The sequence below is a fragment of the Pannonibacter sp. Q-1 genome (genome assembly GCF_054073275.1).
The window spans coordinates 718,860-744,622 of sequence record NZ_JBSXNB010000001.1 but is presented as its reverse complement, the minus strand read 5'-3'; the positions used below and the strand labels follow the sequence as shown (position 1 = coordinate 744,622).

Genomic DNA, 25,763 nt, shown 5'->3' with positions numbered 1-25,763 from the left:
CTTCTTCAGGAAAAGTTCGTCTTTTCAACTCCTTGCAGGCTCAGAGCCCCCCACCCCTTACCCCTCCCCACGAGGGGGAGGGGGGCGGAGTCATCCTGCCGGAAAGCTGTTGCATCACTGCGGTCGACGTCAGAACCTGATGTGTGAACCCGGTAGGACGCCTGAGCTCCCTCAACACACGGCGGACCCTCGCTTTCCTCTCATCCCGCCTCCGGCTCCACCGCGATCCTGTAGATGTGCCAGGTCGTGTGGCCGAGGATGGGCAGGGTGAAGATGAGGCCCATGAAGGAGGGGATCATCGAGACGATCAGCGTCAGCGTGACCGCGATGCCCCAGCCGATCATCGGCAGGGGCGAGGTGGCGACGGTGCGCACACTGGTGATCATGGCGGTGATGAAATCCCGGTCCCGGTCGAGCAGCAGCGGGAAGGAGATCACCGTCAGCGAGAACAGCAGCAGCGACAGGATGGCCCCGACAATGTGGCCGGTGAGCAGGAACATCAGCCCTTCCGGCGTCGAGATCACCGTGTCGATGAACTCGGGGAAGCTGGCGAAGGACTGGAAGCCGAGGAACAGCGCCAGCAGCAGGCGCACCTGATACATCCACATGATCAGCACGAACAGAACGGCAAAGGCCATCCAGCCGATTTCCCGGCTGCGCTGGGCCCAGATGACGCCGAGCACGCCGCCCCAGGTGAGCGGCTCGTTCTGCTCCAGCCGCCGGCTTACCTCATAAAGGCCGCAGGCAATGAACGGCCCGACGAGGGCAAAGCCCGCCGCCAGCGGATAGCTGAGATAGCTCATGTGCAGGGCCGAGGCCGTCAGCAGCACGAGGATGCCGCCGAGGGCATAGATGCCGCCGAAGAACAGGCCGAATTGCGGAGCCCGCCGGAAATCGCGCAGGCCCTTGCCAAGGGCGGTGATGATGTCGGCGGTGCTGATCTTGCGCACCTTGGGATCTGGCCTGTGTGAGGCTGTTCCCTGCGGGGCGGCGTTACCCGTTTCCTCCATACCCATCTCCTCCCTCGATTGCATGGTTTGCGAAGAAGAGTGGCGTGAAAACCGCAAGCCGCCAATCGTATTTTCCGGTAGGAGGGGCCGAAATTTTTTTAATCTGCACTTATACCAAGGCTTTTGATGCTCACGCATCACGCCTTGAAATTGCTCAAGCGCCGCACAGGCTTAACCACCTCTCGATGAGGCAAGCTCAGCGAGAGGTGGTATTACATATGCGTTGCGGTGCTGCTTTTGCTTGATCCCCGCCGCAGGCCGCAGTACCTGCCACGTCAGGACCTGTCCTCACCCGCTGGAGCAACAATGGTTTCCGGACTTCCCCCTGCCCAGCTGAGCCCCGGCATCCGCTGGCTGCTGCTCAGCCCGATTGGCCGCCTGTCGCGCAAGGTCTATTGGTACGGGCTTGCCTTCAACTGGGTGATCATTGCCATCGCCGCCAACATGTGGATGAAGTCGCTGCCGGGCGATGTGGACCTCGCCTCGCTCACCTTCGGCGACTTCATGGGCTCCAACCCGCTGTTTCCGGTGCTGTTCGTCGTGGTCACCTGGTTCGAGATGGCGCTGCTGATCAAGCGGCTGCAGGATGTGGGGCTGCCCGGCTTCTTTGCGCTGGTGGCCTTCGTGCCGGTGATCAATTTCTTCGCGGTGCTGACGCTTGGCTTCCTGCCCAGTGCCGAAGGGCCGAACCGCTACGGCCCGCAGCCCGACAGCTATTACCGCCGCCGCGGAAGCGGCACGCATTGACCCATGCCCCCAAGCGGGGCTAGTGTCTGCCCGGTTGAGACTTAACCGGACAGACACTAGATTTCTTTGTTTTCGTTTGTCTTTTCGGGAAAACCGGTACCCACTTTTCCCTGACAAACTCCAGGACTCCAGTCATGACCCAAGCTCTGTCTCCCGCCGCCGCCATCGCCCGCGATCTCATTCGCTGCCCTTCCGTCACGCCCGCCGAAGGCGGTGCGCTGGCGTTTCTGGAGCAGCTGCTGGGTGAGGCAGGCTTCACCGTCTCCCGCGTCACCTTCTCCGACACGGATACGCCGGACGTGGAAAATCTCTTTGCCACCATTGGCAGCGGCGCGCCGCATTTCGTCTTTGCCGGCCACACGGATGTGGTGCCGGCAGGCGCGGAAAGTGACTGGCAGCATGATCCCTTCGGCGGCGAGATCCGCGACGGCGTGCTCTATGGGCGCGGCGCGGTGGACATGAAGGGCGGCATTGCCTCCTTCGCAGCCGCTGCTCTTGCCTTCATTGAAGCGCGCGGCAAGGCGTTCGGCGGCACCATTTCCTTCCTCATCACCGGCGACGAGGAGGGCCCGGCGGTGAACGGCACGTCGAAGCTTCTTGCCTGGGCGAAGGAGCAGGGGCACGTGTTTGATGCCTGCATCGTCGGTGAGCCGACCAATCCGGCAGCGCTGGGGGATGCCATCAAGATCGGCCGCCGCGGCTATCTCTCCGGCATCGTCACGGTGGAAGGCACCCAAGGCCATGCCGCCTATCCGCAACTCGCTGACAACCCCATCCCCGGCCTGCTGGCGCTGATGAGCGCGCTGGATGCGCTGGTGCTGGATGAAGGCAACGAGCGCTTCGAGCCGTCGAACCTCGAAATCGTCAACCTGCATGTGGGCAACCCGGCCTTCAACGTCATCCCGGCCCGCGCCGAGGGGCGCTTCAACATCCGCTTCAACGACGAGTGGACGCTGGACGCCCTGAAGGCGAAGCTGCAGGACACACTAGCGGCTGCGGCCCGTCCCGGCCTGCGCTACAGCCTCGACTTCCGCCGCGATGCGGGCGAATCCTTCCTCACCCGTGATGATGCGTTGATCACGGCACTGGCCGATGCGGTGGAAGCTGTGACGGGCCGCCGCCCGGATCTGTCCACCAACGGCGGCACTTCCGATGCCCGTTTCATCAAGAGCTACTGCCCGGTGGTGGAATTCGGCCTTGTCGGCCAGACCATGCACAAGGTGGACGAATGCACCCCGGTCGCCGACCTCGACCAGCTCGCCGCCGTCTACCGCCGCTTCCTCGACAGCTATTTTGCTGGCTGAGGCCTCTCGTTTCCCCGCTCCCTTGAGGTGCAGTGTTTACAACGGACTCCAGTGAGGCTCCAGTTCCTCTCCCCCCTTGAGGGGGAGATGCCCCCGGCAGGGGGCAGAGGGGGGTAACGGACTGTCCGTTCATGAGAGAGATCCTGCCGTATTGAAGCGCAGCTACCCCCCTCTGTCAGCTTGCGCTGACATCTCCCCCTCAAGGGGGGAGAGAGGCGCTGCGGCAAAACGAAGGCCTAATCTTCCTCCGTGCGTCCAAAGTAAACATTGCCCCCTTGAGGGGGAGGGGGGCGGAGAGGCCCTGCCATCACGCCGGTGCATTCTTCCCCCGCGTTAATCGGCAATTATCAGTAGCCTGTCATAGTCCCGGTCATTGGGTCCCGGCACCGGCCGGGACTGCAGAGCCTTTGCTGTGCCCAGATCCGGGAGTTGTCCGTTGCTCGATGTATCGCCGGTTTCCACGCAGAATTCGTTCCGCAAGAAGCGTGTGCAGTCGCTTGCCCGCATCATTGATGATTATATCGCCGCGAAAGGTCACTGCCGGATCATCGATCTTGGCGGCACGCGCGGCTTCTGGGATGTGTGGAAGAGCGAGCTCGACTTCGCCCATCTCTCGGTCGATTGCGTCAACCTGTTTCCGGACAGCGATCCCAACACCACCGACATGCCCAACGTGCGCATGACGCAGGGCAATGCCTGTGACCTGGCCGGGGTGGCAGACGGGGCCTATGACCTCGCCTTTTCCAACTCGGTCATCGAGCATGTGGGTTCCTGGAGCAACAAGAAGGCCTTTGCGCGGGAGGCGGGCCGTGTGGCGCGCAGCTATGCGATCCAGACGCCCAGCTTCTCCTTCCCGGTTGAACCGCATGCCCGCAGCCTGTTCCTGCACTGGCTGCCGGACCCGCTGCGCTACCGCATTCATCTGGCCCGGACCACGGGCTTCTATCCGAAGGCCGCGAATCTCGACGAGGCCATGGCCTCGCTGGAAGACGCCCGCATGCTGGACTTGCGCCAGATGCGCTATCTCTTCCCCGATGCGGTGATGGAGAAGGAAAAGTTCTTCGGCCTCACCAAGTCCTTCACCGCCGTGCGGCATATGCCGCTGCGCTGAGAACGCCGCAAACAAGAAGCCCCCGCCAGAGCATCCTCCGGCGGGGGCTTTTGCTTTGCGTGTGCGGTCAAAGGCTTTCGATGCTGACGCATCACGCCTTCAAACGGCTCGAGCGCCTCATGGGACCGGGTATCAGTCGCGCAGCAGCTCGTTGATGGCGGTCTTGGCGCGGGTCTGTGCGTCGACGCGCTTGACGATCACGGCGCAATAGAGGCTCGGGCCGGGGGTGCCGTCCGGCAGCGGCTTGCCGGGCATGGAGCCGGGCACGACGACGGAATAGGCCGGAACCTCACCGATGAAGACTTCGCCGGTGGCGCGGTCGATGATCTTGGTGGAAGCGCCGATGAAGACGCCCATGGACAGCACCGCGCCCTCACGCACGATCACGCCTTCCACGACTTCCGAGCGGGCGCCGATGAAGCAGTTGTCCTCGATGATCACGGGGCCTGCCTGCAGCGGCTCCAGCACGCCGCCGATGCCGACGCCGCCCGACAGGTGCACATGCTTGCCGATCTGGGCGCAGGAGCCGACGGTGGCCCAGGTGTCCACCATCGTGCCTTCACCCACATGGGCGCCGAGGTTGACGAAGGACGGCATCAGCACCACGCCCTTGCCGATGAAGGCCGAGCGGCGGACGATGGCGCCCGGAACGGCGCGGAAGCCGGCTTCCTCGAAGTCCACACCGCGCCAGCCGTCAAATTTGGACGGCACCTTGTCCCACCAGGTCGCATCACCGGGGCCGCCCTTGATGACGTCCATCGGGTTGAGGCGGAAGGAGAGCAGCACGGCCTTCTTGGCCCACTGGTTCACGATCCAGCCGCCGTCCTGCTTCTCGGCGACGCGCAGCTGCCCGCGATCCAGCAGGTTCAGGGCAGTGTCAACGGCCTGACGCACGTCACCCGTCGTGTGCGTGTCGATATTGGCGCGGTCTTCAAAGGCGGCGTCAATGGTGGCGGCAAGTTTCACGAGATCGGTCGACATGGAAATGATCGGCTCCGCAAAGGGGTCGGTTAGGGTTCGCCGGATAAAAGGCGGGTGCGGGGCTTGAGTCAATGGTTCATGCGGCTTGAGAAGCGCTCAACTGCGCAAAGGCCGCAAACAGGCGACATTGAGGACGGTTTCTCCCGCATCTTCTCAAGCCCGCAGGCCGCCTCTCATGGAACTCTGGATTCCCATCACTCTCTTTGCCGCCTTCTGCCAGAACCTGCGTTCGGCGCTGCAGAAGCACCTGAAGGGCCGCCTTGGCACCAGCGGGGCGACGCTGGTGCGATTCGCCTATGGTTTCCCCTTTGCCCTTGCCTATGTGCTGGTGCTGCATCTGGCCTTCGGCATGCCTTTTCCGGACATGAATGGCCGCTTCCTTCTGGCGGCGGCTCTCGGCGGTCTCGCCCAGATCATCGCGACACTCCTGCTCGTCCACCTCTTTTCCTTCCGCAACTTCGCGGTCGGCACGGCCTATTCCAAGACGGAACCGGTGCAAGCGGCGATCTTCGGCGTGGTCATCCTTGGCGAGCACGTAACCGGGCTGACGGCAACGGCCATCGGCATCGGCGTTGCGGGCGTGATCCTCATTTCCATGGCGCGGGTGCCGCTGACGGGCCGGGCGGTCGTGGCTTCGCTCGCCGGGCGTCCGGCGCTCATTGGTCTGGCCTCTGCCGCCTTCTTCGGTGGCTCGGCGGCGCTGTACCGCATGGCCTCCCTGTCGCTGGAAGGGCCCGGCTATCTGATGCAGGCCGCCTACAGCCTTGCGGTTGTCACCCTGATGCAGACGGTGGCCATGGGGCTCTACATGGTCTGGCGCGAGCCGGACCAGCTGGCCGCCTCCATCCGCCACTGGCGGCAGGCGGTGTGGGTGGGGCTTGCCGGTGTCGCAGGATCTGCGGGCTGGTTCACCGCCATGACGCTTCAGCAGGTTGCCTATGTGCGGGCACTGGCGCAGGTGGAACTGGTCTTCACCCTCATCGCCTCCTGGTTTTTCTTCAAGGAGCGCATCAATGGCCGCGAGATCACCGGCTGCGTGCTGATCGTCGCCGCCATTCTGGTGCTGCTGTCCGGTACCTGATCACTACCCGGCATCCGCCGCAGACGTGCCGATCAGCCAGTCGCGGAAGCCGGAGATGGGGCGGGAGAGCGGGCGGTTGGGGGAGCGGACAAACCAGTAGCCGCTGTCGAGCTGCAGCACCGGCCAGTCGGGCATGACGAGATGCCCGGCCGCCAGCTCCAGCATGACGAAGCGCCGGTCGATGACGATGGCGCCCATGCCCGCGATGGCAGCCTGAATGGCAAGATCCCGGCTTTCCAGCACCATGCCGGAGCTGGCGTCGGGCAGCTTCAGCCCGGCATGGGCCAGCCAGCGGGACCAGTCGTCACGCCGGGAGGCGCTGTGCAGCAGCTTGAGGCCGGGCAGGGCGGCGTCCGGGCCAGCGTCTTCGCGCATCAGGCGCGGCGCCATGGCAACCGCCAGATGCTCGCGCCACAGCAGCGTGGCGTCGATGCCCGGCCAGTCACCCCGGCCAAGCCGGATGGCGCAGTCGTAATTCTCCCGGTCGAGGTCGACGACGCGGGTGGAGGCTGAAAGCAGCAGCTCCACATCGGGCTGCGCGGTCTGAAACTGGGGCAGGCGCGGGATCAGCCAGCGGGTGGCGAAGGTGGAGACGGTGCTGATGCGCAGTTCCGTCCGGCCCCGGCGGCGGAACCCGTCAACGGCGGATTCAATGCGGTCAAAAGCATCACCCAGTCCGGCAGCCAGCCGCTTGCCCTCTTCGGTGAGAGACAGGCCGCGCCCGTCGCGCAGCACCAGCGTGGCACCCAGCTCGCTCTCCAGCTTGCGCAGGAGGTGTGACAGGGCAGAAGGCGAAATACCGAGGTCGTCCGCTGCCTGCGCGGCGCGGCCATTGCGGGCGAGAAGTGCAAAGGCATGCAGGGCGCGCAGGGAGACCATGGGTTCACACAATGGGTTCGGCAGACCGGGGCGGCTTGCGGGATTATTGAGTTTATATCAATAAACCGGCGAAGCTCCCCCGGTCCAGTGCCTCACGCTTCAATTGCGCCCAGAACCCCTTCGAGGAAGCCGGCAAGATTGCCGGTCACGAAGTCGATATGCGGGGCATCCTGACCTTCCATCTCCCACTCCTCGCGGAAGACTTCGCGTGTCACCTTCGGCACGATCAGGGCCGTGCGCATGCCGAGCTTGTGCGGCACCAGCAGATTGCGCGGCAGATCTTCGAACATGGCCGCCCTGGCGGGCGAGACGCCTGTCTTGGCGATGAAGGTCTGGTAGGTCTCAAGATTCGGCTTCGGCAGCAGGCCAGCGGCAACGATGTCGAAGATGTCCTCGAAATGATCGCTGATCCCGAGCGCGGCAGCGGTGCGCTCCGCATGGGGGCGGTCGCCATTGGTGAAGATGAACTTGCGGCCCGGCAGACGGCTGATCGCCGCGCCAAGCGCAGGGTCGGGCTTCACCGGCGAATAGTCGATGTCATGCACATAGGCGAGGAAGTCATCCGGATCGATCTTGTGCTGCATCATCAGCCCGCGCAGCGTGGTGCCGTAGTCGCGGTAGAACTCCTTCTGCTTCGCCCGCGCGGCATCCTTGCCGATGTCCAGCAGCTTTGCGATGTAGTCGGAGATGCGGATGTCGATCTGCGAGAACAGATCGATTTCCGCCGGATAGAGCGTGTTGTCCAGATCAAAGACCCAGGCCTCCACACCGGTGAAGGCCCGAAGATCATGACGATGGGCGCCCTGGCCCTCGCCCGGTGTGGGGATGGTGTCTGTCACTTGCTGATCAGGGTCCCGGCGCCGCGGTCGGTGAAGAGTTCCAGCAGGACGGCGTGCTTCACCTTGCCATCAAGGATGACCACGCCCTCGACGCCGCGGTCCAGCGCCTCGATGCAGGTTTCCACCTTCGGGATCATGCCGCCGGAAATGGTGCCATCGGCAATCAGCTCACGCGCATGGGCAACGGTGAGGTTCTTGATCAGCTTGCCTTCCTTGTCGAGCACGCCCGGCACGTCGGTCAGGAACAGCAGGCGCGAGGCATGCAGCGCACCGGCGATGGCACCGGCGAAAGTGTCGGCGTTGATGTTGTAGGTCTCGCCATCTTCGCCCGGCGCCACGGGGGCCACCACGGGGATCAGGTCTTCCTTCAGCATCATTTCCAGCATCACCGGATTGACATGTGCAGGCTCGCCGACAAAACCGAGATCGAGGATCTTCTCGATGTTGGAATCCGGGTCCATTTCGGTCCGCGTCAGCTTGGTGGCCTTCACCAGATTGCCGTCCTTGCCGCACAGGCCGACCGCACGGCCGCCTTCGGCATTGATCAGCTGGACGATTTCCTTGTTGATCGAACCGGCCAGCACCATCTCGACGATTTCCACCGTCGCCTTGTCGGTGACGCGCAGGCCGCCGCGGAACTCGCTGACGATGTTCAGGCGCTTCAGCATGTTGCCGATCTGCGGGCCGCCGCCATGGACGACCACCGGATGCACGCCGGACTGGCGCAGCAGGGTGATGTCACGGGCAAAGGCCTTGCCCAGTTCCGCATCGCCCATGGCATGGCCGCCGTACTTCACCACGACACGCCGCTTGTCATAGCGCTGCATGTAGGGCAGGGCCTGGGCGATGATATGGGCGTTGTTGCTGAAGTCCGGGGTGCTCATGGGCGGGAACACTCGCTGCTGCTGTGGCGGGAAAAGGCGCGGAAGCCCTCGATCGGAAGCAAGGGCTTGCAGCGTCTATAGCCGGTTTGGCCGGGTATCTCAACGGATCGCGTGAGCGGACACGCAAGCTTCATTCGGAGCTTGGGCCGGCGCATGCTTCAGGGCAGCGCGCAGATTTCCGCACGCAACAGGTCGATGCCCAGCCCCTTTTCGGAGGACGTGGGGATGAGCACCGGGTGTGCCGCCGGCCGCTTTCGCAGGATCTCGGCTGTTGCCGTCATCAGCGTGGCCAGCTGACCGGGCTTGATCTTGTCCGCCTTGGTGAGAACCACCTGATAGACGACGGCCGCCTTGTCGAGCAGCTGCATGGTCTCAAGGTCGTTGTCCTTGATGCCGTGGCGGCTGTCGATCAGGAGGAAGACGCGGCGCAGGTTCGGCCGTCCGCGCAGGTAGGAGAACACCAGCTTCGTCCAGGCATCCACCATGTCCTTCGGCGCCTGGGCATAGCCATAGCCGGGCATGTCCACCACGGTGACGCTGGCGCCCTCGGCGCCGAAGAAGTTCAGCATCTGCGTGCGGCCCGGCGTGTTGGACGTGCGGGCAAGGCCCTTGCGGCCGGTCAGGGCGTTGATGAGGCTGGACTTGCCCACATTCGAGCGCCCGGCAAAGGCGATTTCCGTGCCGCGCGAGGCCGGAAGCTGGCGCATGTCGGCAACGCTGGTCTGGAAGGTCCAGGGGCGGTTGAACATCAGCCGGCCGGCTTCAAGCTGTTCGTCGGTATATTCGGGCAAGTCGGTCATGATGTGCTTTTAGCTGGCTGCGGCCGCGCCGTCGAGCGCAGGTTGAGCATGTGGCAAACAGAAGGGCCTGCCGTGTGGCAGGCCCTTTGATCTTTGGTGCTGAAGAAGGCTGGATCAGCTCTTCTTTTCCGCTTCGGGTGTGCCCTTCTTGCGCTTGAACGTCTCCCTGAGGTTCCCCCACAGTTCCACCTTCACGCCCTGGCGGCGCATGATGATGTACTGCTGGGTGATCGACAGGCTGTTGTTCCAGGCCCAGTAGATGACCAGGCCTGCCGGGAAGGAGGCCAGCATGAAGGTGAAGAGCACCGGCATCCAGGTGAAGACGATCTGCTGGGCCGGGTCGGTCGGCGCCGGGTTCATCTTCATCTGCAGGAACATGGTGATGCCCATGATGATCGGCCAGATGCCCAGCATCAGCAGATGTGGCGGCGTCCAGTCGATCAGGCCGAACAGGTTGAAGATCGTCGTCGGATCCGGGGCGGAAAGGTCACGGATCCAGCCAAAGAACGGCGCATGGCGCATTTCGATGGTGACGAACAGCACCTTGTAGAGCGCGAAGAACACCGGGATCTGGATCAGAACCGGAAGGCAGCCCGCCAGCGGGTTGATCTTCTCGGTCTTGTACAGCTCCATCAGCGCCTGCTGCTGCTTGGCCTTGTCGTCCTTGTATTTCTCGCGGATGTCCATCATCTGCGGCTGCACGAGCTTCATCTTGCTCATGGAGACATAGGACTTATTGGCCAGCGGGAAGAAGATCGCCTTGACCAGAACCGTCACCAGCAGGATGGCGATGCCGAAGTTGCCAACCAGATGGAACAGCCAGTCGATGACATAGAACATCGGCTTGGTCAGGAAGTAGAACCAGCCCCAGTCGATCAGGAGATCGAAACGGTCGATGCCGATGCTCTCCTCATAGGAGGCCAGCAGCTTGGTTTCCTTGGCACCGGCAAACAGATAGGTGCTGGCTTCCTGCGTGCTGCCGGCCGCAATGGAAACCGCGTCGCCCAGGTAATCGGCCTGGAAATTGTCGGTGGCCTTGTTGTAGCTGAAGCTCGGCTGGAAGCTGGTGCCCGGCTCCGGCGCAACCGTTGCCGCCCAATACTTGTCGGTGAAGCCAACCCAGCCTCGGTTTGCCTTGGCTGGCATGGTCTTGCCGTCTTCGGCGATGGTCTTGTACTTGATCTCGTGCAGGCCTTCGTCACCGGTCACACCGATCAGGCCTTCATGAAGGATGTAGAAGCCTTCGGTGTGCGGCGTGCCGTTGCGGACAATCAGGCTGTAGGGATAGAGCGTCAGATCGCCGCCCGTGTTGTTGGTCACCGACTGGGTGACCTTGAACATGTAGTTCTCGTCAATGGAGAAGGTGCGGCTGAACACGGCGCCTTCGCCATTGTCCCAGGTCAGGGTGACCGGCGTGCCGGGGGTCAGATTGCTTTCGCCCGCAACGGTCCACACCGTGTCTGCACCCGGCAGTTTCACCTGTGCGCCCGGTTCCGCCACCCAGCCATTGTCCGCATAGAAGGCACCCTGCGTGCCCTTGGGCGAGAACAGGGTGATGAGCGGGCTGCCCTTGTCAACCGTCTCGCGGTAGTCCTTCAGGCGCAGGTCATCGACCCGGGCACCGGTCAGGCTGATGGAGCCGCTCAGGCGCGGTGTCTCGATGGAAACGCGCGGTGCCGCTGCAATCGCCTGCTCACGGCTGAGCGGGCCGGTGGCTTCACCTGCAGAACCGGGGACGCCAGCCGTGCCGGGTGCGGCACCGGGCGTTGCGCCGGGTGCCGGAGTGCCGGCCTGCTGTGCCTCGGCCTGCTGCTGCGCGGCCTGCTGAGCCTGCTCCAGCTGCGGCCGGGCGACAAAATACTGCCATCCGAGAAGGACCACCAGCGACAGCGCGATGGCGATGAATGTGTTGCGGTTGTCAGCCATGAGCTGCGGTTACCCCTGTCTCTGTCCTGACCCCTGTGCGGGTTCCTTGCCTTGTGCCTGCCCGCCTGCCTTTGGCTTGCGGTTGTCACGGCGGCCCTGCCATGATCCGTTGCCCTTGCGCTCCAGAGCAGGCTTGAGCCCTGAGTTAAGCTCTCTGACCAGATCTGCAAAGGGCTGATTCAGCGCGGCGCGGCGTCCGATGATCACAAAATCCGCACCGGATGGTACGGTCTCGTCCTCAAGTTGCGCAACAGCCGCGCGCAGCCGTCTCTTGATCCGGTTCCGCTCGACCGCGTTGCCGGTCTTTTTGGTCACCGTGTAGCCGACGCGGGCGGGGCCTTCATCCGCGCGTTTCAGGCCCTGTAACGCAAAAGCGCGCCGGTCTGTCCGTCCACCTTTGGCGACGGCCAGAAACTCGGAGCGCTTTTTAAGAGTTTTCATGTGCTGCGGCGTTCTGAAATCCAGAGCCTCGAAAGGGTGGTCCGAAGCGCCGCTGCAGGGCGCTATCAGGCGCTCAGGCTCTTGCGGCCCTTGGCCCGGCGGCGGGACAGGACCAGACGGCCATTCTTGGTCGCCATGCGTGCGCGGAAGCCATGACGGCGCTTGCGGACGAGGCGGCTGGGTTGATACGTACGCTTCATTTTTCTATTCCGCGCCGTCGCGCGGCCCTTTTATTTGAAACTTGAGGCTGGATGCATCCTGCCGCCACAAGGCAAGCCTGCTCCATGAGACAGGCCGGATGCCGGTCCGAGTCGAGCGCGCTTATACGAGGGCTCTGGCGGTGAGTCAACGCAGAACCGCCTTTTCCCGCGCCATTGCATGGCTTTGCCCTGCCTGCAGGCCGCAGGAGGCAGGATTTGCACAGCTGGCTCAGGTTCCGCCGGGTCCATGCTACCCTGCACCTGTCCGCCGGCCGGGGGAATCGCCACTGCGCAACGGCTTGCTGGCGGGGTGGCTGACATGACGCCTGTGCCGGGTTATAAAGCAGAAGCAGGTGCTTGGGGCGGATGAGGGGCGCTGGAGCAGAGTGATGAAGCACGAACAGCCGCCCACGGCGTCCGGAGGGGCCACTCCGCCCCCCGGTGAAGGGCTGCCTGCCGTTCCGCCTGCTCCTGTTCCCGCAGGAGGGGCTGTCCGGCGCCGCTCGGCCGGCCTGTCCGGCAAACTGCTGCTTCTGACAGTGCTTTTCGTCATGCTGTCGGAAGTCTTTGTCTATGTGCCGTCAGTCGCCAACTTCCGCAGCACATGGCTGAAGGACAAGCTCACCACCGCCGGTGTGGCCGCCGCCGTCCTGTCCGAAACCAACACCATCGCCCCGCGCCTGCAGGAAGAGCTGATGCGGGTGACGGGGGCCGTCGCCATCTCTCTCACCCACAAGGGCCGCCGCAGCCTGATCGCCATGAGCGGCCTGCCGGAGGAGATCCGCTATGTCATCGACATGGAGGAAGAGACGCCCTGGAGTGCCATCCGCGACAGTGTCGAGGTGCTGTTCTCCGATGGCTCCGGCCTGATGCGCGTCAGCCAGCCGCTGCCGATGGGCTCCAGCGCCGGGGATGACGTGCAGAAGGTGGATATCGTGCTTCCGGTCGCCATGCTGCGCAAGGACATGCTCGCCTTCTCGGGCCGCATTCTCGGGCTGACGCTGATCATCTCGGTGATCACGGCCAGCCTCGTCTATCTGGCGCTGCGCTGGATGTTCGTGCGCCCGCTGCAGCGGCTGTCGGCGTCCATGGCCCGCTTTGCCGAAGATCCCGAGGATACGGCGCGCATCATTGTGCCGGGCGGACGTGACGACGAGATCGGCGATGCGGAAAAGCGGCTGGCTGACATGCAGCGGGGCCTTTCCCGCGCCCTGCACCAGAAGCAGAGGCTCGCCGACCTGGGCCTTGCCGTCTCCAAGATCAACCATGACCTGCGCAACCTTCTGGCTTCGGCGCAGCTGTTCATGGAGCGTATCGAGCATGTGCCCGATCCGACCGTGAAGCGGCTGGTGCCGAAGATCCTGGCGACGCTCGACCGTGCGGTTGGCTACACCCAGGCCGTGATGGCCTATGGCAAGGCGCGGGAAGAGCCGCCGCGCCGCCGCCTGATCCGCCTCGAGCGGGTGGTGAGCGACGTGGCCGAGCTGCTGGCGCTTGCCGAGCATCCGGGCATCGAATTCGAGAGCCGCGTGGCCGAAGGCTTCGAGCTGGAGGCAGATCCGGAGCAGCTGTTCCGGGTGCTGGTGAACCTGTGCCGCAATGCCGTGCAGGCGATGGAAGCCGGTGCGGATGCCGCCCATGTCTGCCGCCTGACCATTGAAGCGGCGCTGATTGAAGGCGAATGCCTTATCCGCGTCAGGGATACCGGGCCGGGCATTCCCCCTGCCGTGCGTGCCGGCCTGTTCCGGGCCTTCCAGAGCGGGGCAAAGAACGGTGGCACCGGCCTGGGCCTTGCCATCGCCCTTGAAATCGTCCGCGCCCATGGCGGCCGCCTCGTGCTGGAAGACACCGGGCCCGGCACCACATTCTGCATCCAGCTGCCCCAGCGTGCCGCGCCGGAGGCGTGACCCGCTGCCGGCGAGCCCGGCAGGCCGGGAGCTTCTCAAGCCCGTTTGGTGCCTGAGTCTTTTCAGCGCGTGATGCGTCAGCATCAAAAGCCTTGGTATGAGACGCGGGGTGCGGTGAAACGGTGTTTTCGCCGTCCTTACTATCCGGCAGAGCCTTGGCTGGCGGGCACAGGGGCTCCTCCCGCCCACAGTTCAAATCAGTTCTGAAGGCGTTTGATGCGGCGTGGGGGCGGGGCCCTTTGCCGGATATGTTATCCACCGCCGTGCACAGGCTTTCTGCAAAGTTTTCACCGCAGGAGTCTGCGGTTTTTCAGCGCCGGATAAAAAAACTCGAAAACGCCCCTTGCAATCCTCTCGGGAGGCCGGTAGATACCCCCTCGTTCGCAGCCGCCGCGGCAACGCGGTGAACGAACAGCTGTTTGGTTTCCTTGCAGGTATATCCGCAAGTCCAGCAACCAGACACTGCCTCACACAGGCACTGCGCGCCCGTAGCTCAGCTGGATAGAGCACCAGACTACGAATCTGGGGGTCAGAGGTTCGAATCCTTTCGGGCGCGCCATTTTGTTTTCACCACATTCAAAAGCGCCTAAGACTTTGAATGGTAAGGTCAAATTTGCGGTTCTAAACACCTCATTTCGTGCATAACGAAGACGCTCTGCGAACATCAATTTCAGTACCGCACGACGCCCATCGAAGTCCTCGGAAGCCCATAAATTCCAAGGGTTTGCGAGGAAGGTCAGCGCGGTTCTAAGTGTATCGTCGAAGTTGCTGGCAGGGCGCAACGATTTCGCCGCGCGCTCCTTCGCAATGATCTTCTCATCTTCGAGATCGCGAATGCGCTCTTCGAACTTCGCGATGACGCGCGGCTCACTCACATCAAGGATTCGCTCCAGCAGTTTATCGACATCGCGTTCGATCTTCGCGATGTGCGCTTGCAGCGCCTTCGCCTGGTCCTTCGAGTTTGCCGAGAGACCATCCCACCACTTGCGCAACATGCGCTCAGCGACATGGAAGAGTTTCTCATTCGGCTGCACTGCGTGAAGCAGCGCTGCGAACTCGCCATGAATCTGATCACGGCGGATCGACTTGCCGTAGCTCGCGCAGCCACGCTGAGGGCAGAGATAATAAGGATGGCGACTGACCCGGCCTTTTGACCAGCAGGCCGTCAGTGGCGTCGAGCAGTCATTGCAGAGCACATAACCGCGAAGCGGGAAGTCCTCGCTCACATTCTGGCGGCGCGGCGCTGTCGTTTTGCCGTTCAGCTTGTCCTGAATGCGCTTGAAGGTCTCATAGGAGATCAGGCCCTCATGCTGGCCCTCGCGCAGCGGAATGTCCCACTTCGGCGCTTCGACATACCCGGCATAGACACAATTACGCAGCAGGATCGAGACGCGCTGATGGCGCACGATGCCGCGCGTGTCTTTGGGGAAGAGAGGATTGTCCTGAAGGAAGCGCATCACGTCCGCCGCTGTCTCGAAGCGGTTGGAGGCGAAGCCTTCCAACGCTTCTTGTACGACCGACGCGACGGGCTCGCAGCGGCGCAGCATGCGCCCGCCATTCTTCACCGAATAGTATTCATATCCGACAGGTGCCTGGAACGGCCAATAGCCATTCATCAAGCGCGCCTTCATGCGGCGCAGTGTCTGCTCGGCATTCTTTTGGCGGAAGTGCTGTGCGAAGGTCGCGTGAATGTTCTCGACCATCATCGAGTCTGCGTCGTCATTGAATTCCATCTTTGGGCTGACGAGCCTGCCACCCGCTTCGCGGAGCAGATCGCGCAAATCCCAATGCCCGCGAATATCGCGCGCGAAACGATCAATCGCATCAATGATGACGGTATATCCTGCGCTGCGGTTCTTCTTGAGGAACGCCACCATCGCGCCCATGCCGGGGCGGTTAGTGACACCGCCGGTCATGCTGTCTGTAAAGACCTCGTGCACATCGAAACCGGCGAAGCGCGCATACTCGCGGCAGGTGGTTTCTTGTGAGCGCAGGCTTGTCCCGCGCATGCCAGCTTTCTCTTCGCTGACGCGACAATAGATTACGGCTGGCTTAGTGTTTGAATCGGTCATGCGCTGCCTCCGTCAGGTTTCGATGCGCTCTCCATGTTGGTTGATGGAAGCAGCGTACCATTTTCAGGAGCGGAGGCGGACGCCTCGTTAAACTCCGCGAAGATCAGTCCACAGAGATCGACCGAATGACCGAGGCGGGCAAAGTGCCCCATGATCGACCAAAGCGTATGGAGGAATTCGACCTCCTGTTCTTCGGTCATAGCAAGATCAGCGATATCCGCCCGATAATCCTCAGGATCAAACTGAGGGGCTGGGGCGAGCGCCGGAGCCAGTGAAGCCGAAGAAATCAGCTCGGCCTTGCTGTTATTATCTATTGTATCGATCCCGCTCATCTTCAGCCTCCTTTCCAGCTCTTCTTTAAGCTGTGCTGATAATATAGAACATTTAGCGAGCAAACAAGGAAATCATTCCTAATTCATTCAGTTGCTTGCCCGATTGTTGGTTATGAAAATGCCCGCCGCAATGGAGCGACAGGGCAAACTAATCAGTTTTTGCTGGTGTTGCCTGGTCTGGGCGTTAGGTTTCAGAAAGTTAGCAGGGCGCGGGGGATCAGATTTATTGACGCTCATGCATGGCAATCGCCTGATGCTGAATGTGCGGTTCTCCACGGAGGCAGCTCATGCTCTGCTTTATGGCTTTTGCATCGGGCTACCTGTGAAAGAGGTTGCCGCGATTGCTCGTGTCAGCCCAAGGGTCGCGCGGGCTGTCTATATCGCGATACGCGACGAACTCGCAGAGCCGCAATTCTCGATCTGGCATCAGATGCGCACGGCGTCGCTTTACGATGCCACGCCCATCGATCTGCACCTGACCACATTGGCCGAGCCAATCGCGACTTGTTACTTCGACCGCTTCTGCCAACGGAATTACGCGCTCGGCAACAGGCAAAGCCGCCTGTGCCGGAAATGTCCGATCCCGGCAGCGCTTCGCGCCAACCTGGACGAGACGGACCAGGACCACGCACGCGGCCTGGCTGAAATGATCGTCCGAGAAGCCGACGGCGCGCGTGCCTTTTATGCAGTATCGGGCATTCGGGAGAAGCCCTTCGTCTCTCTGCCATACCTACAGATCATGCACTACCGGACGGTGACAACTGCTCTGGACGCGGTACGAAAACGCAGTGGAGCAATCGATCTTGAAGCCGAGACACCGCTGTCACCTCGGACCCTTTACAGGCGCATGGTGGATCAACTTGAAGCGTTCAGGGTGGAGGTTGGATTGCCACAGAAGGAGAGATAGCGCTCTTCGCAAGATGTGCGGGGTAGTACCCGCAATCTTGGCAAGGGGGCCGCTGCGCGCCCCCGTTGCATCCCCCAGGCCGTGGCGAAATTGCGGCACCGAGCCTCATTGCGCCATCGAAACGTTCGCCGTTTCATCGCGCTTGGATGGAGGGCGTTCCGCCCTGTCCAAGACCTTGACCCTGACCAGGCGTGATTGCCGCTGGACCACAACCATGGGCGTCCGCCGCCCTTGGAACCCTCGCCGATGGGTTTCGCCCATGGATACGACCAAAGGGCGTTCCTGCCCTGTGGACACCAGACCAACCGTCCGCCGGTTGGATGCCTCCTATCTCGGCCTGGTTGATTTGTGCGCTTCGGCGGCCCGGAAAAATGCTGATGCATTATCGGGTATAATCGGGTATAATCGGGTATGGAATTGGATATAAAGGCGACCCGATTATGAGGGAGCCGAAGATCATATTAACCCAGGACCTCGTTAAACTCATCGCTGAAATCGATGAGTTTAAGGGGCGATGGGATGCCCTGAAAACGCTTTCACCTGACCGGCTGGACGCGCTGCGCAAAGTCGCCACGGTCGAAAGCGTTGGCTCATCCACACGCATTGAAGGGGCAAAGCTTTCCGACGCGCAGGTCGAAGAGCTTCTCTCCAACATCAAGATGCAGTCCTTCAACACGCGGGACGAGCAAGAGGTCGCCGGTTACGCCGAGGCGATGGACCTTGTCTTTCAGGCTTTCGATGATCTGCGCCTGACCGAAAACCACATCTTCCAGCTTCACCAGACCCTGCTGCGTCACAGTGTGAAAGATGAGCGGCATCGCGGCTCCTACAAAACCCTGCGCAATGATGTCGTGGCCTTCGACGCGGACGGCAAAGAGCTCGGCGTCGTATTCGAGACGGCAACGCCGTTCGACACGCCGCGCGATATGGAAGCGCTGGTTGCCTGGGCCCGCAAAGCCATCGACGAAGAAAGCCTGCACCCGCTGCTGATCGTCGCGGTCTTTATTGTCCAGTTTCTGGCGATCCACCCCTTCCAGGACGGCAATGGACGGCTTTCGCGCGTCCTGACCACCTTGCTTCTCCTTCGGGCTGGATATGTCTATGTGCCCTATGCCTCGCTGGAGCGCGTGATCGAGGAAAATAAGGACCTCTACTACAAGGCCCTGCGGCGGACACAAACCACGCTCAAAGGCGAGGCTCCAGACTGGGAGCCATGGCTGGGATTTTTCTTTCGCGCCCTAAAGAAACAAAAGGACAGCCTGGCGAAACGCCTCGACCGAGAGCGGGAGGAGGAAAGCGCGGACGATGCACTGCCAGAGCTTTCCATGCAGATATTAGCGCTGTTCAAATCCCATGAACGGCTGACACCGGCGGCAATCGAGCGAGAGCTTGGGGCCAACCGTAACACGCTCAAAGTACGGCTGCGGGAGCTTGTCGAGGCTGGCCGGATCAAAAGGCACGGGAAGGCGCGAGCGACCTGGTACACACGGGGCTAGCGGGTCCTGAGCGAAGCAGAATGTAAACGTTTGCATAATCCGACCGAAGTTTTTCCTATTAAAACGCTCCGATCATGGTCTAAGTACTTAACAAGCGGTTAAATTGCAGGGCAACATTTCACATTGGAGGGAAGCTATGTTCGCAGAAGTTCAAGGACCTTCGTTCATATTCTGGCCGGTTGGTACTGGCGACACGACAACAATAGTTGTGAGCGAGGAGGAAGTCGTTCAGATAGACATTAACGACAAGCAGATGGCTGATGAGGAAGGCAACGAGCACATTCCCATCGTCGATGAGCTTGTCGCCAAACTTCCCGAACGCGATGGGAAGCCCTATCTTTCTTGTTTTATTCTCACCCATCCCGATCTTGATCATTGTCGCGGTTTCACCGATTTGCTCGACCGAGTGACAATTGGCGAAATTTGGCACACTCCCCGAATCTTCAGGGAGTACGAGGATGAATGCGATCTGTCTGACGATGCAATTGCGTTCAGAAAAGAAGCTCATCGGCGCGCCAAGCGCAGTATTGAAGAAAGTGGTGACCCCGGGAGTGGTGATCGCGTTCGTCTCATCGGTTACAGCAACCTGTTTGAGCCAGGCGAGCGTTACGAGGGTTTTCCTCAAGACGAATTTTATACTCGCCCCGGCCAAAGCATCACGATGCTAGATGGCGTGGACGCAAGTGACCGCTTTCATGTGTTTGTGCACGCTCCATTTAAGGATGGGTTAGCAGACGCTCGCAATGAGACCAGTTTGGCGATGCGCGTCACCATTGGCTCGCAAGAAAATGTCATGAAGGGACTTTTTCTTGGCGATCTTTCATATCCGACGCTTATGCAAATATTTGAACAAACACACGCTCACGACAACGAGGATAAGCTAGAGTGGAACGTTCTTTTGTCTCCGCATCATTGCTCGAAGAAGGCGATGTATGAAGACGATGTTCTGCAGGACGACGTCATGACTGAATTTGCGGAAAGCCAGCTCTCACCAGGTTATATTATCGCCAGCTCCAACGAGTTTCCTCACTCGAACAGCTCCGGCGATAATCCACCACATCGCAGGGCGCGGAACCGCTATGAAGAAATCATGAATGATAAATTTCTCTGCACAGGAGAGGTTAGTACCCCCGAGCAGGTGCAGCCGATCATATTCAGCGTTACCGAAGACGGGATCACGTTGGATATTGCTGACTACGAGATGTCTGAAAGTGCAGAGACCACACTAAAGGCCGCTGTAGCAGAAGCGAGAGGAACCAATACACCGCCTGCGACTAAAGTCGGCTTTGGTGCCGTATGAGTTCAGAGGGGCAGAGCTGGGCTCTAGATCAACTCAATGAAATTGCGAGAGTTTCAAATGGCGCATTAGAAGTCTGTAGCGTTGAAGAACCTGCTGCAGAAGGCGGTGTATTAACGCTCACAGTCTCCGTTGACTGTCGGGCTTTCGCACGTGCTGAAGGCGGGATACCCTTAAAGGCACGTGAGCGCTTGCGGATCACCGTTCCCTCACATTTCCCACTATCAAAACCAGACGCCTACTTCATACACAAGCGCTATGCCGACTTTGCACACGTTCAGTGGGGCGACTCGATCTGCTTGTATCAAGCACCAGAAGTCGAGTGGGTGCCTTCCCAAGGTATGTTTGGTTTTATAGAGCGCATTGACGATTGGCTAAGGGCAGGAGCTGCAAACGAACTCGATCCAGTAGGAATGCCGCTGCATCCTCCTGTCGCCTATACAACCGGCAATTACTCAATTGTGCCAACTGTAAATACGCCAACGCCGTCCCATTCATTTTGGGGCGGGTTCGTGCAGGTAACGCGGGATAGCGAGGTTTCCGCAGAGCTAGGTGATTGGTTTGCCTACGGGGATGATCGCCCGGAAGGTCGGATCGCGAGTGCGATCCTTCTCTCAACGACAATGCCTCATGAATATCCTGCCACAATGATTGACCTCATCAAAGCCTTGGTGGCGCGCGGGTTACCGCTGGATATTATCCATACTATTGTCAACCTAGGGGCCTTAAGCACGCCAGAGGGGAAGCCGTCGTTCTTTATCCTTGGTGCGGCAATGCGCGGTATCGTCGGCGGCGAGATGCGTCAGCACTTGGCATGCTGGAAGATCGACCCTGACCAAAGCCAATTGTTGCGGGACGCCGTTATGGCGACGACGCCCGACGAGCCCAAAGATGTTGAGGCTTTCTACTCTTGGGCTGCTAGTGCAAAAGTTGAATGGTGTCCGATTCTTGAGGATCGGCCCGAAATAGTGGAGCGTCGCGATTCCCAATCCTCGTCCGCTTTTTGGAAAGGAAAAAGAATTGCTGTTCTCGGGTGCGGTGCGATCGGTAGTGCAGTCGCCGCCATATTGGTACGGGCCGGGGTTGATCGTCTCGAACTGTATGACAACAAAGTTGTTACACCTGGCGTTCTAGTTAGGCAGGGCTTTGATCGCAGGCAGATCGGCTACACAAAGTGCAGTGCGTTGCGCGTTCAACTGATCGGCATTCGTTCAGACATAGAGATAACAGCACATCATAGAAACGTCCTCAACGTGCTAAGAAGCCAGGACGAGTTTGACCAGCTTTTTGGGGTGGACATTGTTATTGACGCCACCGCCTCTCGATCCGTCTCGACGGCCCTGGAGTTACATTTCCGTCATACGCCGAAAGAGCATTCGCCTATCATCACCATGGTCCTTGGCCACAATGCCGATTATGGCCTTCTGACCCTTGTAAAGAAATCGCATGTCGGAATGTCCTTAGATGTGGACAGGCGCACCAAGTTGTCGTTGGGCGACTCCGGAAATGGACATGCCTATCTAGAGGAATTTTGGCCAACGCAAGCAAGTCGTCGTCAACCATTTCAGCCCGAGCCCGGTTGCTCTAGCCCGACATTTCGGGGGTCTTACGCCGACGTACTCAGCGTAACGTCAAGAATGACAAACGTCGCGGCTGTATGGTTGTCTAAGGACGCCGTGGCACCAAGGGCTTTTGCATTAAATCTGTCAGGTGAAAACCTCAACGCGCAGGTTCGTGAGATTGAGTTAGAGTGGTCGCCGTACTTGATCGTCCCCGACCGTCGTCATGGCTTTCAAATACGCCTCCGTAAGGAAGCCTTCGCAACATTGCTATCTTGGGTTCGCCGGTCAGAGCGGGTCCGCGGGAGAAAAGTTGAAACTGGTGGCGTGCTTTTTGGCGAAATCGACGATCTGCTAAAAGTCATCTGGATTGACGAGGTAAGCGGTCCACCGCCAGACAGCGTAGCCTCGCCAGAAGGCTTCGTATGCGGAACGGCCGGTGTGGCTGAAATGAATGACGAGAAAGTAGCACGAACGACAGGTTCGGTTTCATTCATGGGAATGTGGCACACCCATCCGGAAGGCATACCCGTCCCTAGCACAACAGATTTGGGAGCAATGAAAGAGCTTCTCGGTCAAGACTCAACTTTCCTGGGCCGAAATTTTCTCATGATGATAGTAGGAGGATCATCGAAGTTGCCCTTAGTCTCCTCGACGGTGTTCCAAAGGTCCGACTATGCCAAGTAGCCAGAACCCATATATCGCAATTGCACTTTCGGGGGGGGGCGCCAGAGCCATGGCATTTCACCTTGGATGCTTGAGGGCGCTACATGATCATGGAATCCTAGAGAGGGCCAAAGTGCTTTCGACTGTATCCGGCGGCAGCGTGATCGGGGCGGCTTGGGCGTACAGCGAAACTAGCTTCCAAGAATTTGACGATAAAATCGTCAAAATACTACGCCGTGGACTACAGTGGGAAATAGCGCGTGACGTTTTCTGTAGTCGCAAAATTGTTGGAATAGTTGCAACATTGTTGGTGACTGGTGGGCTTTCATTTTTAATAGCGGTTCTTGGATTTGTGATAGCTCGCGCGCGCCGTTGGCTGGGGTTGCCCTTAATGCCGCTAGAGCGCTGGTTAGGCTCGCTTTCACGAAAGCTTCCTATTTGGGCTAGCCTCACGACTGCTTTCGAGGCCGCATTGGCTCGGACGCTCTTTGGAAATCGTCGCATGAATGAAGTGGGACGAAATGGGCTACACGCGATCATAAATGCTTGCGACCTCCGCACTGGGACGGCTTTTCGCTTCGGTTCTGAGAGATCAGGCGGTTGGCGCTATGGGGATATAGTAGGTGAATCACCATTGGTAGCAAAAGCCGTGGCTGCTTCTGCCGCGTTCCCTATTTTGCTGCCGCCACTTATCGAAACTTTCGAATTTGAACAGAAAGGTTTTCGGAGACTGGATACTGTCTCCCTTACTGATGGGGGCGTGTATGACAACCTCGGTGTGGCGGTTGTGGAGCCAGGACGATCCCATGATTACGCCCACGCTTATCCCGTGACTCATGTCATTAGCCTCAACGCAGGTGGTGGCCAGTTCGAGGGTGAAGAGCAACACTACTGGTGGTTAGGTCGAGTTGTTCGATCTTTCGGAGCAGTCCATCGCAAAGCACAGGACGCGGTTTATGGTCGTCTTCATAAGTACGTTCAGACCGGGGATTTAGAGGGCTTTGGGATGGTTTACTTAGGCCAGCAGGATAGTCGCCTTCCGACAGTTCCCGCTGACCTCGTTCGGAGAGAAGAGGTGAAGGATTATCCGACTGATTTTGCCCCAATGTCTCAGAAAAGCCTGGAGCTGCTTGCCAGTCGTGGCGAGCAGCTTACGCAGATCATTGTCGACAGATATCTTGCCACGATTTCTAACTGACCTAAGCGTTAAGTTAAGTGGTAAGCCACGCATATTTTTCCGGTTTCTCCCGTACATCGCGCAGCAGACCTGCTAGTTCGGACCTTTCCCAAAAGTTCGGCATATCGACGGTGAAGAAGCCGTGATCGCGGGAATCGAGCAGACCCTTGTCGCCGCCCGTAGCGCGGCGAATGTCTTCGACCTGAAGAAGCGGGCGCGATTGCTCGCCGAGATTATCACCAGAACCACTGACCTGGTTCATGTTGACGTTAAAACCGCGCACCATGACGGAGGTGCGGCCAGATCGATGCTCGATATCGCGTAGCGTCTCTGTATCGGGAAGGCCGCGATAGATCGTGTGCGCGACGGCCTTCTTCCAGATGCGTGCCGTCTCTTTCCCGTAGCGGCTTTCAATTTGCGCGGCGGCGTTCTGAAACACGCCCAGAAAGTTGATCCCGCCCTGACGATAGAGGGTGAGGATTTCATGGAAGTTGGAGACGTAAAGCTGCCCCCATTCCTCGCCGATGACGAGGGCGCGCAGCGGCCCATGTGCATCGGCAAAGCGTTCAATGACGGCGGCGGCCATCGCGCCGACAAAGGTGCGACTGGTTTCCGAGCGCGCCGATCCGATGATGAAGAGCGCGGTGCGCTCGCTCTTCATGTCGGCAGGGTCGAAGCTATTGCGATCCGTCGCGGCGCGGCCAGCCGTGCCGGGCTGATATCCTTGCAAACGCTCGATGATGAGCGAGGAGTAGGCATTCCACTGGTCACGGGACTTGGTCAGCGCGGCGAGTTGCCTGCACATACCTGAGTCATCCTGCATCCGACCGTCAGCGGCCCAGACGAGCAGGTCTTGCTGTATTTCTTTCTCTCCGCGACCGAAGAAGTCCCACAGGCCGCCCGGCGTGCAAGACCAACGCGAGGAGGGATAGAGCGCCGATATTTTGTTGTAGAGCGCGAACATGGTGCGCACGCCCTGTCCAATCCAGCGATGCGATGAATGCGCCTCGACCGGCACCAGATAGCTCGCGGCATCGTAAGCAATCTCACCGACGATAGATCGCAATTCGGGACGCGCCGCGACTTCGAGCAGCCGCGTGTTCATGTTGAAGGAATCAGATGGATAGCCGTGGAGCCCGCCGGGATTGATGAAGCGGACGCGATACCCTTGCCGCTCTAATGTCTTCCAAGACACCCAGGCGAGTTCGGCGTCTTTGGGATCGGTAATGATCTTCGAGAGATGCGCGGTTCTGGGCGACACTAGGTTGACGCCAAGAAACCGCGTCAGTTTTCCCTTACCTGCCTGCGCATCGATGGCAACCGGCTCAGTGCCGTCATAAACGGCTGGGCTTCCTTTGAAGAAACCCAGCTCAATGCCCCGCCGGATGTTGCGATAGGCCGGGATGAGTGCGCTCATAGCAACCCGGAATCCCGCATTGTCTGTTCGTCATCGAGCGCGGCATTGCCGAGTTGACCGCTCGGATTGGCGTCCAGCATCGCCTGAAGCTGGGCGCTGGCTTGAGCTTCGGCCCGTATGCGCGCAACCCGCATTTCCTCGGCATCGCGCCAGGCGAGCCGCTGCGCTGCATGGGATTCCAGCATCCAGGCAAAATTGTAGATTTCCATGATTCGAGAGAAGGCGCTCACCGGCGGTTCTCCTCTTCATCGTCCCAACTGGCATAGTTGAACGGTTCTCGCGGGGCGGGCGGCAACGCTTGCTGGCTATAAGGTGGCGGCAGGACTTCTTCACGAAGCGGCGCTGAAGCGGGCGCGCCTTCATTGTCGTCCACCAGCAGAAACTGAACGCCGACAGACCCGCCGACGTATCCGATCACCATCATGTGGCTGAGGTAGCCCCAGTTGATGTGAACGCCCAGAAACACATTCACGAACAGGGCGAACGCGGGCACGATCCACATGCCAACAAGGCCGCGCCCAACAAAGGCGCGCGCTTCTTCGGGTTCGATAGAGAGCTTGCCGGGATGCAGTGGCTTGTTCCAGGCACATATCGCGAGGATCGTCAGCACGAATGCGATGAAGGCAAACAGAGCAAAGGCGACAAGCACGAGCGCCCAGATCGCGCCAAAGATAAGCAGGACGACTGTTTTCTCGTCGTTATGATTGTTCGAAGCCATGAGATATCTCCC

At 60.2% G+C, this 25,763-nt stretch carries 23 protein-coding genes, 1 tRNA gene and 1 pseudogene; 11 read left to right on the top strand and 14 right to left on the bottom strand.

The window, feature by feature from the left end; genetic code table 11:
• Positions 1 to 200: 200 nt before the first annotated feature.
• Positions 201 to 1,010, bottom strand: coding sequence for a DUF2189 domain-containing protein (locus ACVNHC_RS03425; protein ID WP_058898020.1), 810 nt, complete (start codon positions 1,008 to 1,010; stop codon positions 201 to 203).
• A 306-nt stretch (positions 1,011 to 1,316) separates the two neighbouring features.
• Between ACVNHC_RS03425 and ACVNHC_RS03420 the strand changes: the two genes are divergently transcribed.
• The 3 genes from ACVNHC_RS03420 to ACVNHC_RS03410 all read left to right on the top strand — a co-directional run bounded on the left by ACVNHC_RS03420 (position 1,317) and on the right by ACVNHC_RS03410 (position 4,172).
• On the top strand, positions 1,317 to 1,757 hold the full coding sequence (locus tag ACVNHC_RS03420; RefSeq protein WP_457166433.1) for a DUF805 domain-containing protein: 441 nt from the start codon (positions 1,317 to 1,319) through the stop codon (positions 1,755 to 1,757).
• Positions 1,758 to 1,891: 134 nt separating this feature from the next.
• A complete protein-coding gene (gene dapE / locus ACVNHC_RS03415) occupies positions 1,892 to 3,061 on the top strand; it encodes a succinyl-diaminopimelate desuccinylase (protein ID WP_457166432.1) in 1,170 nt (389 codons plus the stop codon).
• 436 nt (positions 3,062 to 3,497) lie between these two features.
• Entirely contained in the window at positions 3,498 to 4,172 is a 675-nt protein-coding gene (locus ACVNHC_RS03410) for a class I SAM-dependent methyltransferase (RefSeq protein WP_457166431.1), read from the top strand.
• A gap of 132 nt (positions 4,173 to 4,304) precedes the next feature.
• Here ACVNHC_RS03410 and dapD read toward each other — a convergent pair whose 3' ends face one another.
• On the bottom strand, positions 4,305 to 5,153 hold the full coding sequence (dapD, locus tag ACVNHC_RS03405) for a 2,3,4,5-tetrahydropyridine-2,6-dicarboxylate N-succinyltransferase (protein WP_186392177.1): 849 nt from the start codon (positions 5,151 to 5,153) through the stop codon (positions 4,305 to 4,307).
• Between the two features lie 175 nt (positions 5,154 to 5,328).
• Here dapD and ACVNHC_RS03400 point away from each other — a divergent pair, with 175 nt between their 5' ends.
• Positions 5,329 to 6,234 (top strand): EamA family transporter, encoded by a 906-nt coding sequence (locus ACVNHC_RS03400; protein WP_122519257.1) that lies wholly within the window; start codon positions 5,329 to 5,331, stop codon positions 6,232 to 6,234.
• A 3-nt stretch (positions 6,235 to 6,237) separates the two neighbouring features.
• Here ACVNHC_RS03400 and ACVNHC_RS03395 read toward each other — a convergent pair whose 3' ends face one another.
• The 7 genes from ACVNHC_RS03395 to rpmH form a co-directional block, all read right to left on the bottom strand.
• Positions 6,238 to 7,113 (bottom strand): LysR substrate-binding domain-containing protein, encoded by an 876-nt coding sequence (locus ACVNHC_RS03395; protein WP_019963384.1) that lies wholly within the window; start codon positions 7,111 to 7,113, stop codon positions 6,238 to 6,240.
• A gap of 92 nt (positions 7,114 to 7,205) precedes the next feature.
• Positions 7,206 to 7,952, bottom strand: coding sequence for a pyrimidine 5'-nucleotidase (locus ACVNHC_RS03390; RefSeq protein ID WP_122519258.1), 747 nt, complete (start codon positions 7,950 to 7,952; stop codon positions 7,206 to 7,208).
• Positions 7,949 to 8,836 carry an acetylglutamate kinase gene (argB, locus tag ACVNHC_RS03385; protein ID WP_050472185.1) on the bottom strand — a complete coding sequence of 296 codons (888 nt, stop codon included), beginning with the start codon at positions 8,834 to 8,836 and terminating at the stop codon, positions 7,949 to 7,951. Before argB ends, ACVNHC_RS03390 begins: the two co-directional genes overlap by 4 nt.
• A 158-nt stretch (positions 8,837 to 8,994) precedes the next feature.
• On the bottom strand, positions 8,995 to 9,636 hold the full coding sequence (yihA, locus tag ACVNHC_RS03380) for a ribosome biogenesis GTP-binding protein YihA/YsxC (RefSeq protein WP_050472184.1): 642 nt from the start codon (positions 9,634 to 9,636) through the stop codon (positions 8,995 to 8,997).
• 114 nt (positions 9,637 to 9,750) lie between these two features.
• The gene (yidC, locus tag ACVNHC_RS03375) at positions 9,751 to 11,562 is read right to left on the bottom strand and encodes a membrane protein insertase YidC (RefSeq protein ID WP_050472183.1); all 1,812 of its coding nucleotides are present in this window, start codon (positions 11,560 to 11,562) and stop codon (positions 9,751 to 9,753) included.
• A 9-nt stretch (positions 11,563 to 11,571) separates the two neighbouring features.
• A complete protein-coding gene (gene rnpA / locus ACVNHC_RS03370) occupies positions 11,572 to 12,003 on the bottom strand; it encodes a ribonuclease P protein component (protein ID WP_019963379.1) in 432 nt (143 codons plus the stop codon).
• 65 nt (positions 12,004 to 12,068) lie between these two features.
• Entirely contained in the window at positions 12,069 to 12,203 is a 135-nt protein-coding gene (gene rpmH / locus ACVNHC_RS03365; protein ID WP_026355454.1) for a 50S ribosomal protein L34, read from the bottom strand.
• Positions 12,204 to 12,592: 389 nt separating this feature from the next.
• On the opposite strand from rpmH, the gene ACVNHC_RS03360 reads away from it, so the two are divergent.
• Both ACVNHC_RS03360 and ACVNHC_RS03355 read left to right on the top strand, forming a co-directional pair.
• Positions 12,593 to 14,110: a sensor histidine kinase gene (locus ACVNHC_RS03360; protein ID WP_123193526.1), complete on the top strand. Its 1,518-nt coding sequence runs from the start codon at positions 12,593 to 12,595 to the stop codon at positions 14,108 to 14,110.
• 482 nt (positions 14,111 to 14,592) lie between these two features.
• Positions 14,593 to 14,669 (top strand) — tRNA-Arg (locus tag ACVNHC_RS03355).
• 754 nt (positions 14,670 to 15,423) lie between these two features.
• Here ACVNHC_RS03355 and ACVNHC_RS03350 read toward each other — a convergent pair.
• Together ACVNHC_RS03350 and ACVNHC_RS03345 are read right to left on the bottom strand one after the other, a co-directional pair.
• A pseudogene (locus ACVNHC_RS03350) lies at positions 15,424 to 16,119 on the bottom strand (recombinase family protein); the annotation flags it as partial.
• Between the two features lie 59 nt (positions 16,120 to 16,178).
• Complete coding sequence (locus ACVNHC_RS03345; protein WP_457166430.1) at positions 16,179 to 16,514, bottom strand: hypothetical protein; 336 nt, start codon at positions 16,512 to 16,514, stop codon at positions 16,179 to 16,181.
• A gap of 226 nt (positions 16,515 to 16,740) precedes the next feature.
• Here ACVNHC_RS03345 and ACVNHC_RS03340 point away from each other — a divergent pair, with 226 nt between their 5' ends.
• The 5 genes from ACVNHC_RS03340 to ACVNHC_RS03320 all read left to right on the top strand — a co-directional run bounded on the left by ACVNHC_RS03340 (position 16,741) and on the right by ACVNHC_RS03320 (position 23,637).
• Positions 16,741 to 17,421, top strand: a complete 681-nt coding sequence (locus tag ACVNHC_RS03340) for a hypothetical protein (RefSeq protein ID WP_457166429.1) — start codon at positions 16,741 to 16,743, stop codon at positions 17,419 to 17,421.
• Positions 17,422 to 17,861: 440 nt separating this feature from the next.
• On the top strand, positions 17,862 to 18,917 hold the full coding sequence (locus tag ACVNHC_RS03335; RefSeq protein WP_457166428.1) for a Fic family protein: 1,056 nt from the start codon (positions 17,862 to 17,864) through the stop codon (positions 18,915 to 18,917).
• 136 nt (positions 18,918 to 19,053) lie between these two features.
• Positions 19,054 to 20,217, top strand: coding sequence for a hypothetical protein (locus ACVNHC_RS03330; RefSeq protein WP_457166427.1), 1,164 nt, complete (start codon positions 19,054 to 19,056; stop codon positions 20,215 to 20,217).
• Positions 20,214 to 22,460, top strand: coding sequence for a ThiF family adenylyltransferase (locus tag ACVNHC_RS03325; RefSeq protein WP_457166426.1), 2,247 nt, complete (start codon positions 20,214 to 20,216; stop codon positions 22,458 to 22,460). Before ACVNHC_RS03330 ends, ACVNHC_RS03325 begins: the two co-directional genes overlap by 4 nt.
• Positions 22,450 to 23,637 carry a patatin-like phospholipase family protein gene (locus ACVNHC_RS03320; protein WP_457166425.1) on the top strand — a complete coding sequence of 396 codons (1,188 nt, stop codon included), beginning with the start codon at positions 22,450 to 22,452 and terminating at the stop codon, positions 23,635 to 23,637. Before ACVNHC_RS03325 ends, ACVNHC_RS03320 begins: the two co-directional genes overlap by 11 nt.
• Positions 23,638 to 23,650: 13 nt before the next feature.
• Here the strand turns inward: ACVNHC_RS03320 and ACVNHC_RS03315 are convergent, their stop codons facing one another.
• Genes ACVNHC_RS03315 through ACVNHC_RS03305 form a run of 3 tightly spaced genes read right to left on the bottom strand, consistent with a single transcriptional unit; the run spans position 23,651 to position 25,751 of the window.
• Positions 23,651 to 25,033, bottom strand: a complete 1,383-nt coding sequence (locus tag ACVNHC_RS03315; protein ID WP_457166424.1) for a type IV secretory system conjugative DNA transfer family protein — start codon at positions 25,031 to 25,033, stop codon at positions 23,651 to 23,653.
• Positions 25,030 to 25,263, bottom strand: a complete 234-nt coding sequence (locus ACVNHC_RS03310; protein WP_457166423.1) for a hypothetical protein — start codon at positions 25,261 to 25,263, stop codon at positions 25,030 to 25,032. Before ACVNHC_RS03310 ends, ACVNHC_RS03315 begins: the two co-directional genes overlap by 4 nt.
• Positions 25,260 to 25,751 carry a hypothetical protein gene (locus ACVNHC_RS03305; RefSeq protein WP_457166422.1) on the bottom strand — a complete coding sequence of 164 codons (492 nt, stop codon included), beginning with the start codon at positions 25,749 to 25,751 and terminating at the stop codon, positions 25,260 to 25,262. Before ACVNHC_RS03305 ends, ACVNHC_RS03310 begins: the two co-directional genes overlap by 4 nt.
• Positions 25,752 to 25,763: the final 12 nt, after the last annotated feature.

Bases quoted from the DNA above. Each gene is read 5' to 3' on its own strand.
- ACVNHC_RS03425 (WP_058898020.1), bottom strand. From the start codon at position 1,010: ATGGAGGAAACGGGTAACGCCGCCCCGCAGGGAACAGCCTCACACAGG.
- ACVNHC_RS03420 (WP_457166433.1), top strand. From the start codon at position 1,317: ATGGTTTCCGGACTTCCCCCTGCCCAGCTGAGCCCCGGCATCCGCTGG.
- dapE (WP_457166432.1), top strand. From the start codon at position 1,892: ATGACCCAAGCTCTGTCTCCCGCCGCCGCCATCGCCCGCGATCTCATT.
- dapD (WP_186392177.1), bottom strand. From the start codon at position 5,153: ATGTCGACCGATCTCGTGAAACTTGCCGCCACCATTGACGCCGCCTTT.
- ACVNHC_RS03400 (WP_122519257.1), top strand. From the start codon at position 5,329: ATGGAACTCTGGATTCCCATCACTCTCTTTGCCGCCTTCTGCCAGAAC.
- ACVNHC_RS03395 (WP_019963384.1), bottom strand. From the start codon at position 7,113: ATGGTCTCCCTGCGCGCCCTGCATGCCTTTGCACTTCTCGCCCGCAAT.
- argB (WP_050472185.1), bottom strand. From the start codon at position 8,836: ATGAGCACCCCGGACTTCAGCAACAACGCCCATATCATCGCCCAGGCC.
- yihA (WP_050472184.1), bottom strand. From the start codon at position 9,636: ATGACCGACTTGCCCGAATATACCGACGAACAGCTTGAAGCCGGCCGG.
- yidC (WP_050472183.1), bottom strand. From the start codon at position 11,562: ATGGCTGACAACCGCAACACATTCATCGCCATCGCGCTGTCGCTGGTG.
- rnpA (WP_019963379.1), bottom strand. From the start codon at position 12,003: ATGAAAACTCTTAAAAAGCGCTCCGAGTTTCTGGCCGTCGCCAAAGGT.
- rpmH (WP_026355454.1), bottom strand. From the start codon at position 12,203: ATGAAGCGTACGTATCAACCCAGCCGCCTCGTCCGCAAGCGCCGTCAT.
- ACVNHC_RS03360 (WP_123193526.1), top strand. From the start codon at position 12,593: ATGAAGCACGAACAGCCGCCCACGGCGTCCGGAGGGGCCACTCCGCCC.
- ACVNHC_RS03345 (WP_457166430.1), bottom strand. From the start codon at position 16,514: ATGAGCGGGATCGATACAATAGATAATAACAGCAAGGCCGAGCTGATT.
- ACVNHC_RS03335 (WP_457166428.1), top strand. From the start codon at position 17,862: ATGAGGGAGCCGAAGATCATATTAACCCAGGACCTCGTTAAACTCATC.
- ACVNHC_RS03330 (WP_457166427.1), top strand. From the start codon at position 19,054: ATGTTCGCAGAAGTTCAAGGACCTTCGTTCATATTCTGGCCGGTTGGT.
- ACVNHC_RS03325 (WP_457166426.1), top strand. From the start codon at position 20,214: ATGAGTTCAGAGGGGCAGAGCTGGGCTCTAGATCAACTCAATGAAATT.
- ACVNHC_RS03320 (WP_457166425.1), top strand. From the start codon at position 22,450: ATGCCAAGTAGCCAGAACCCATATATCGCAATTGCACTTTCGGGGGGG.
- ACVNHC_RS03315 (WP_457166424.1), bottom strand. From the start codon at position 25,033: ATGAGCGCACTCATCCCGGCCTATCGCAACATCCGGCGGGGCATTGAG.
- ACVNHC_RS03305 (WP_457166422.1), bottom strand. From the start codon at position 25,751: ATGGCTTCGAACAATCATAACGACGAGAAAACAGTCGTCCTGCTTATC.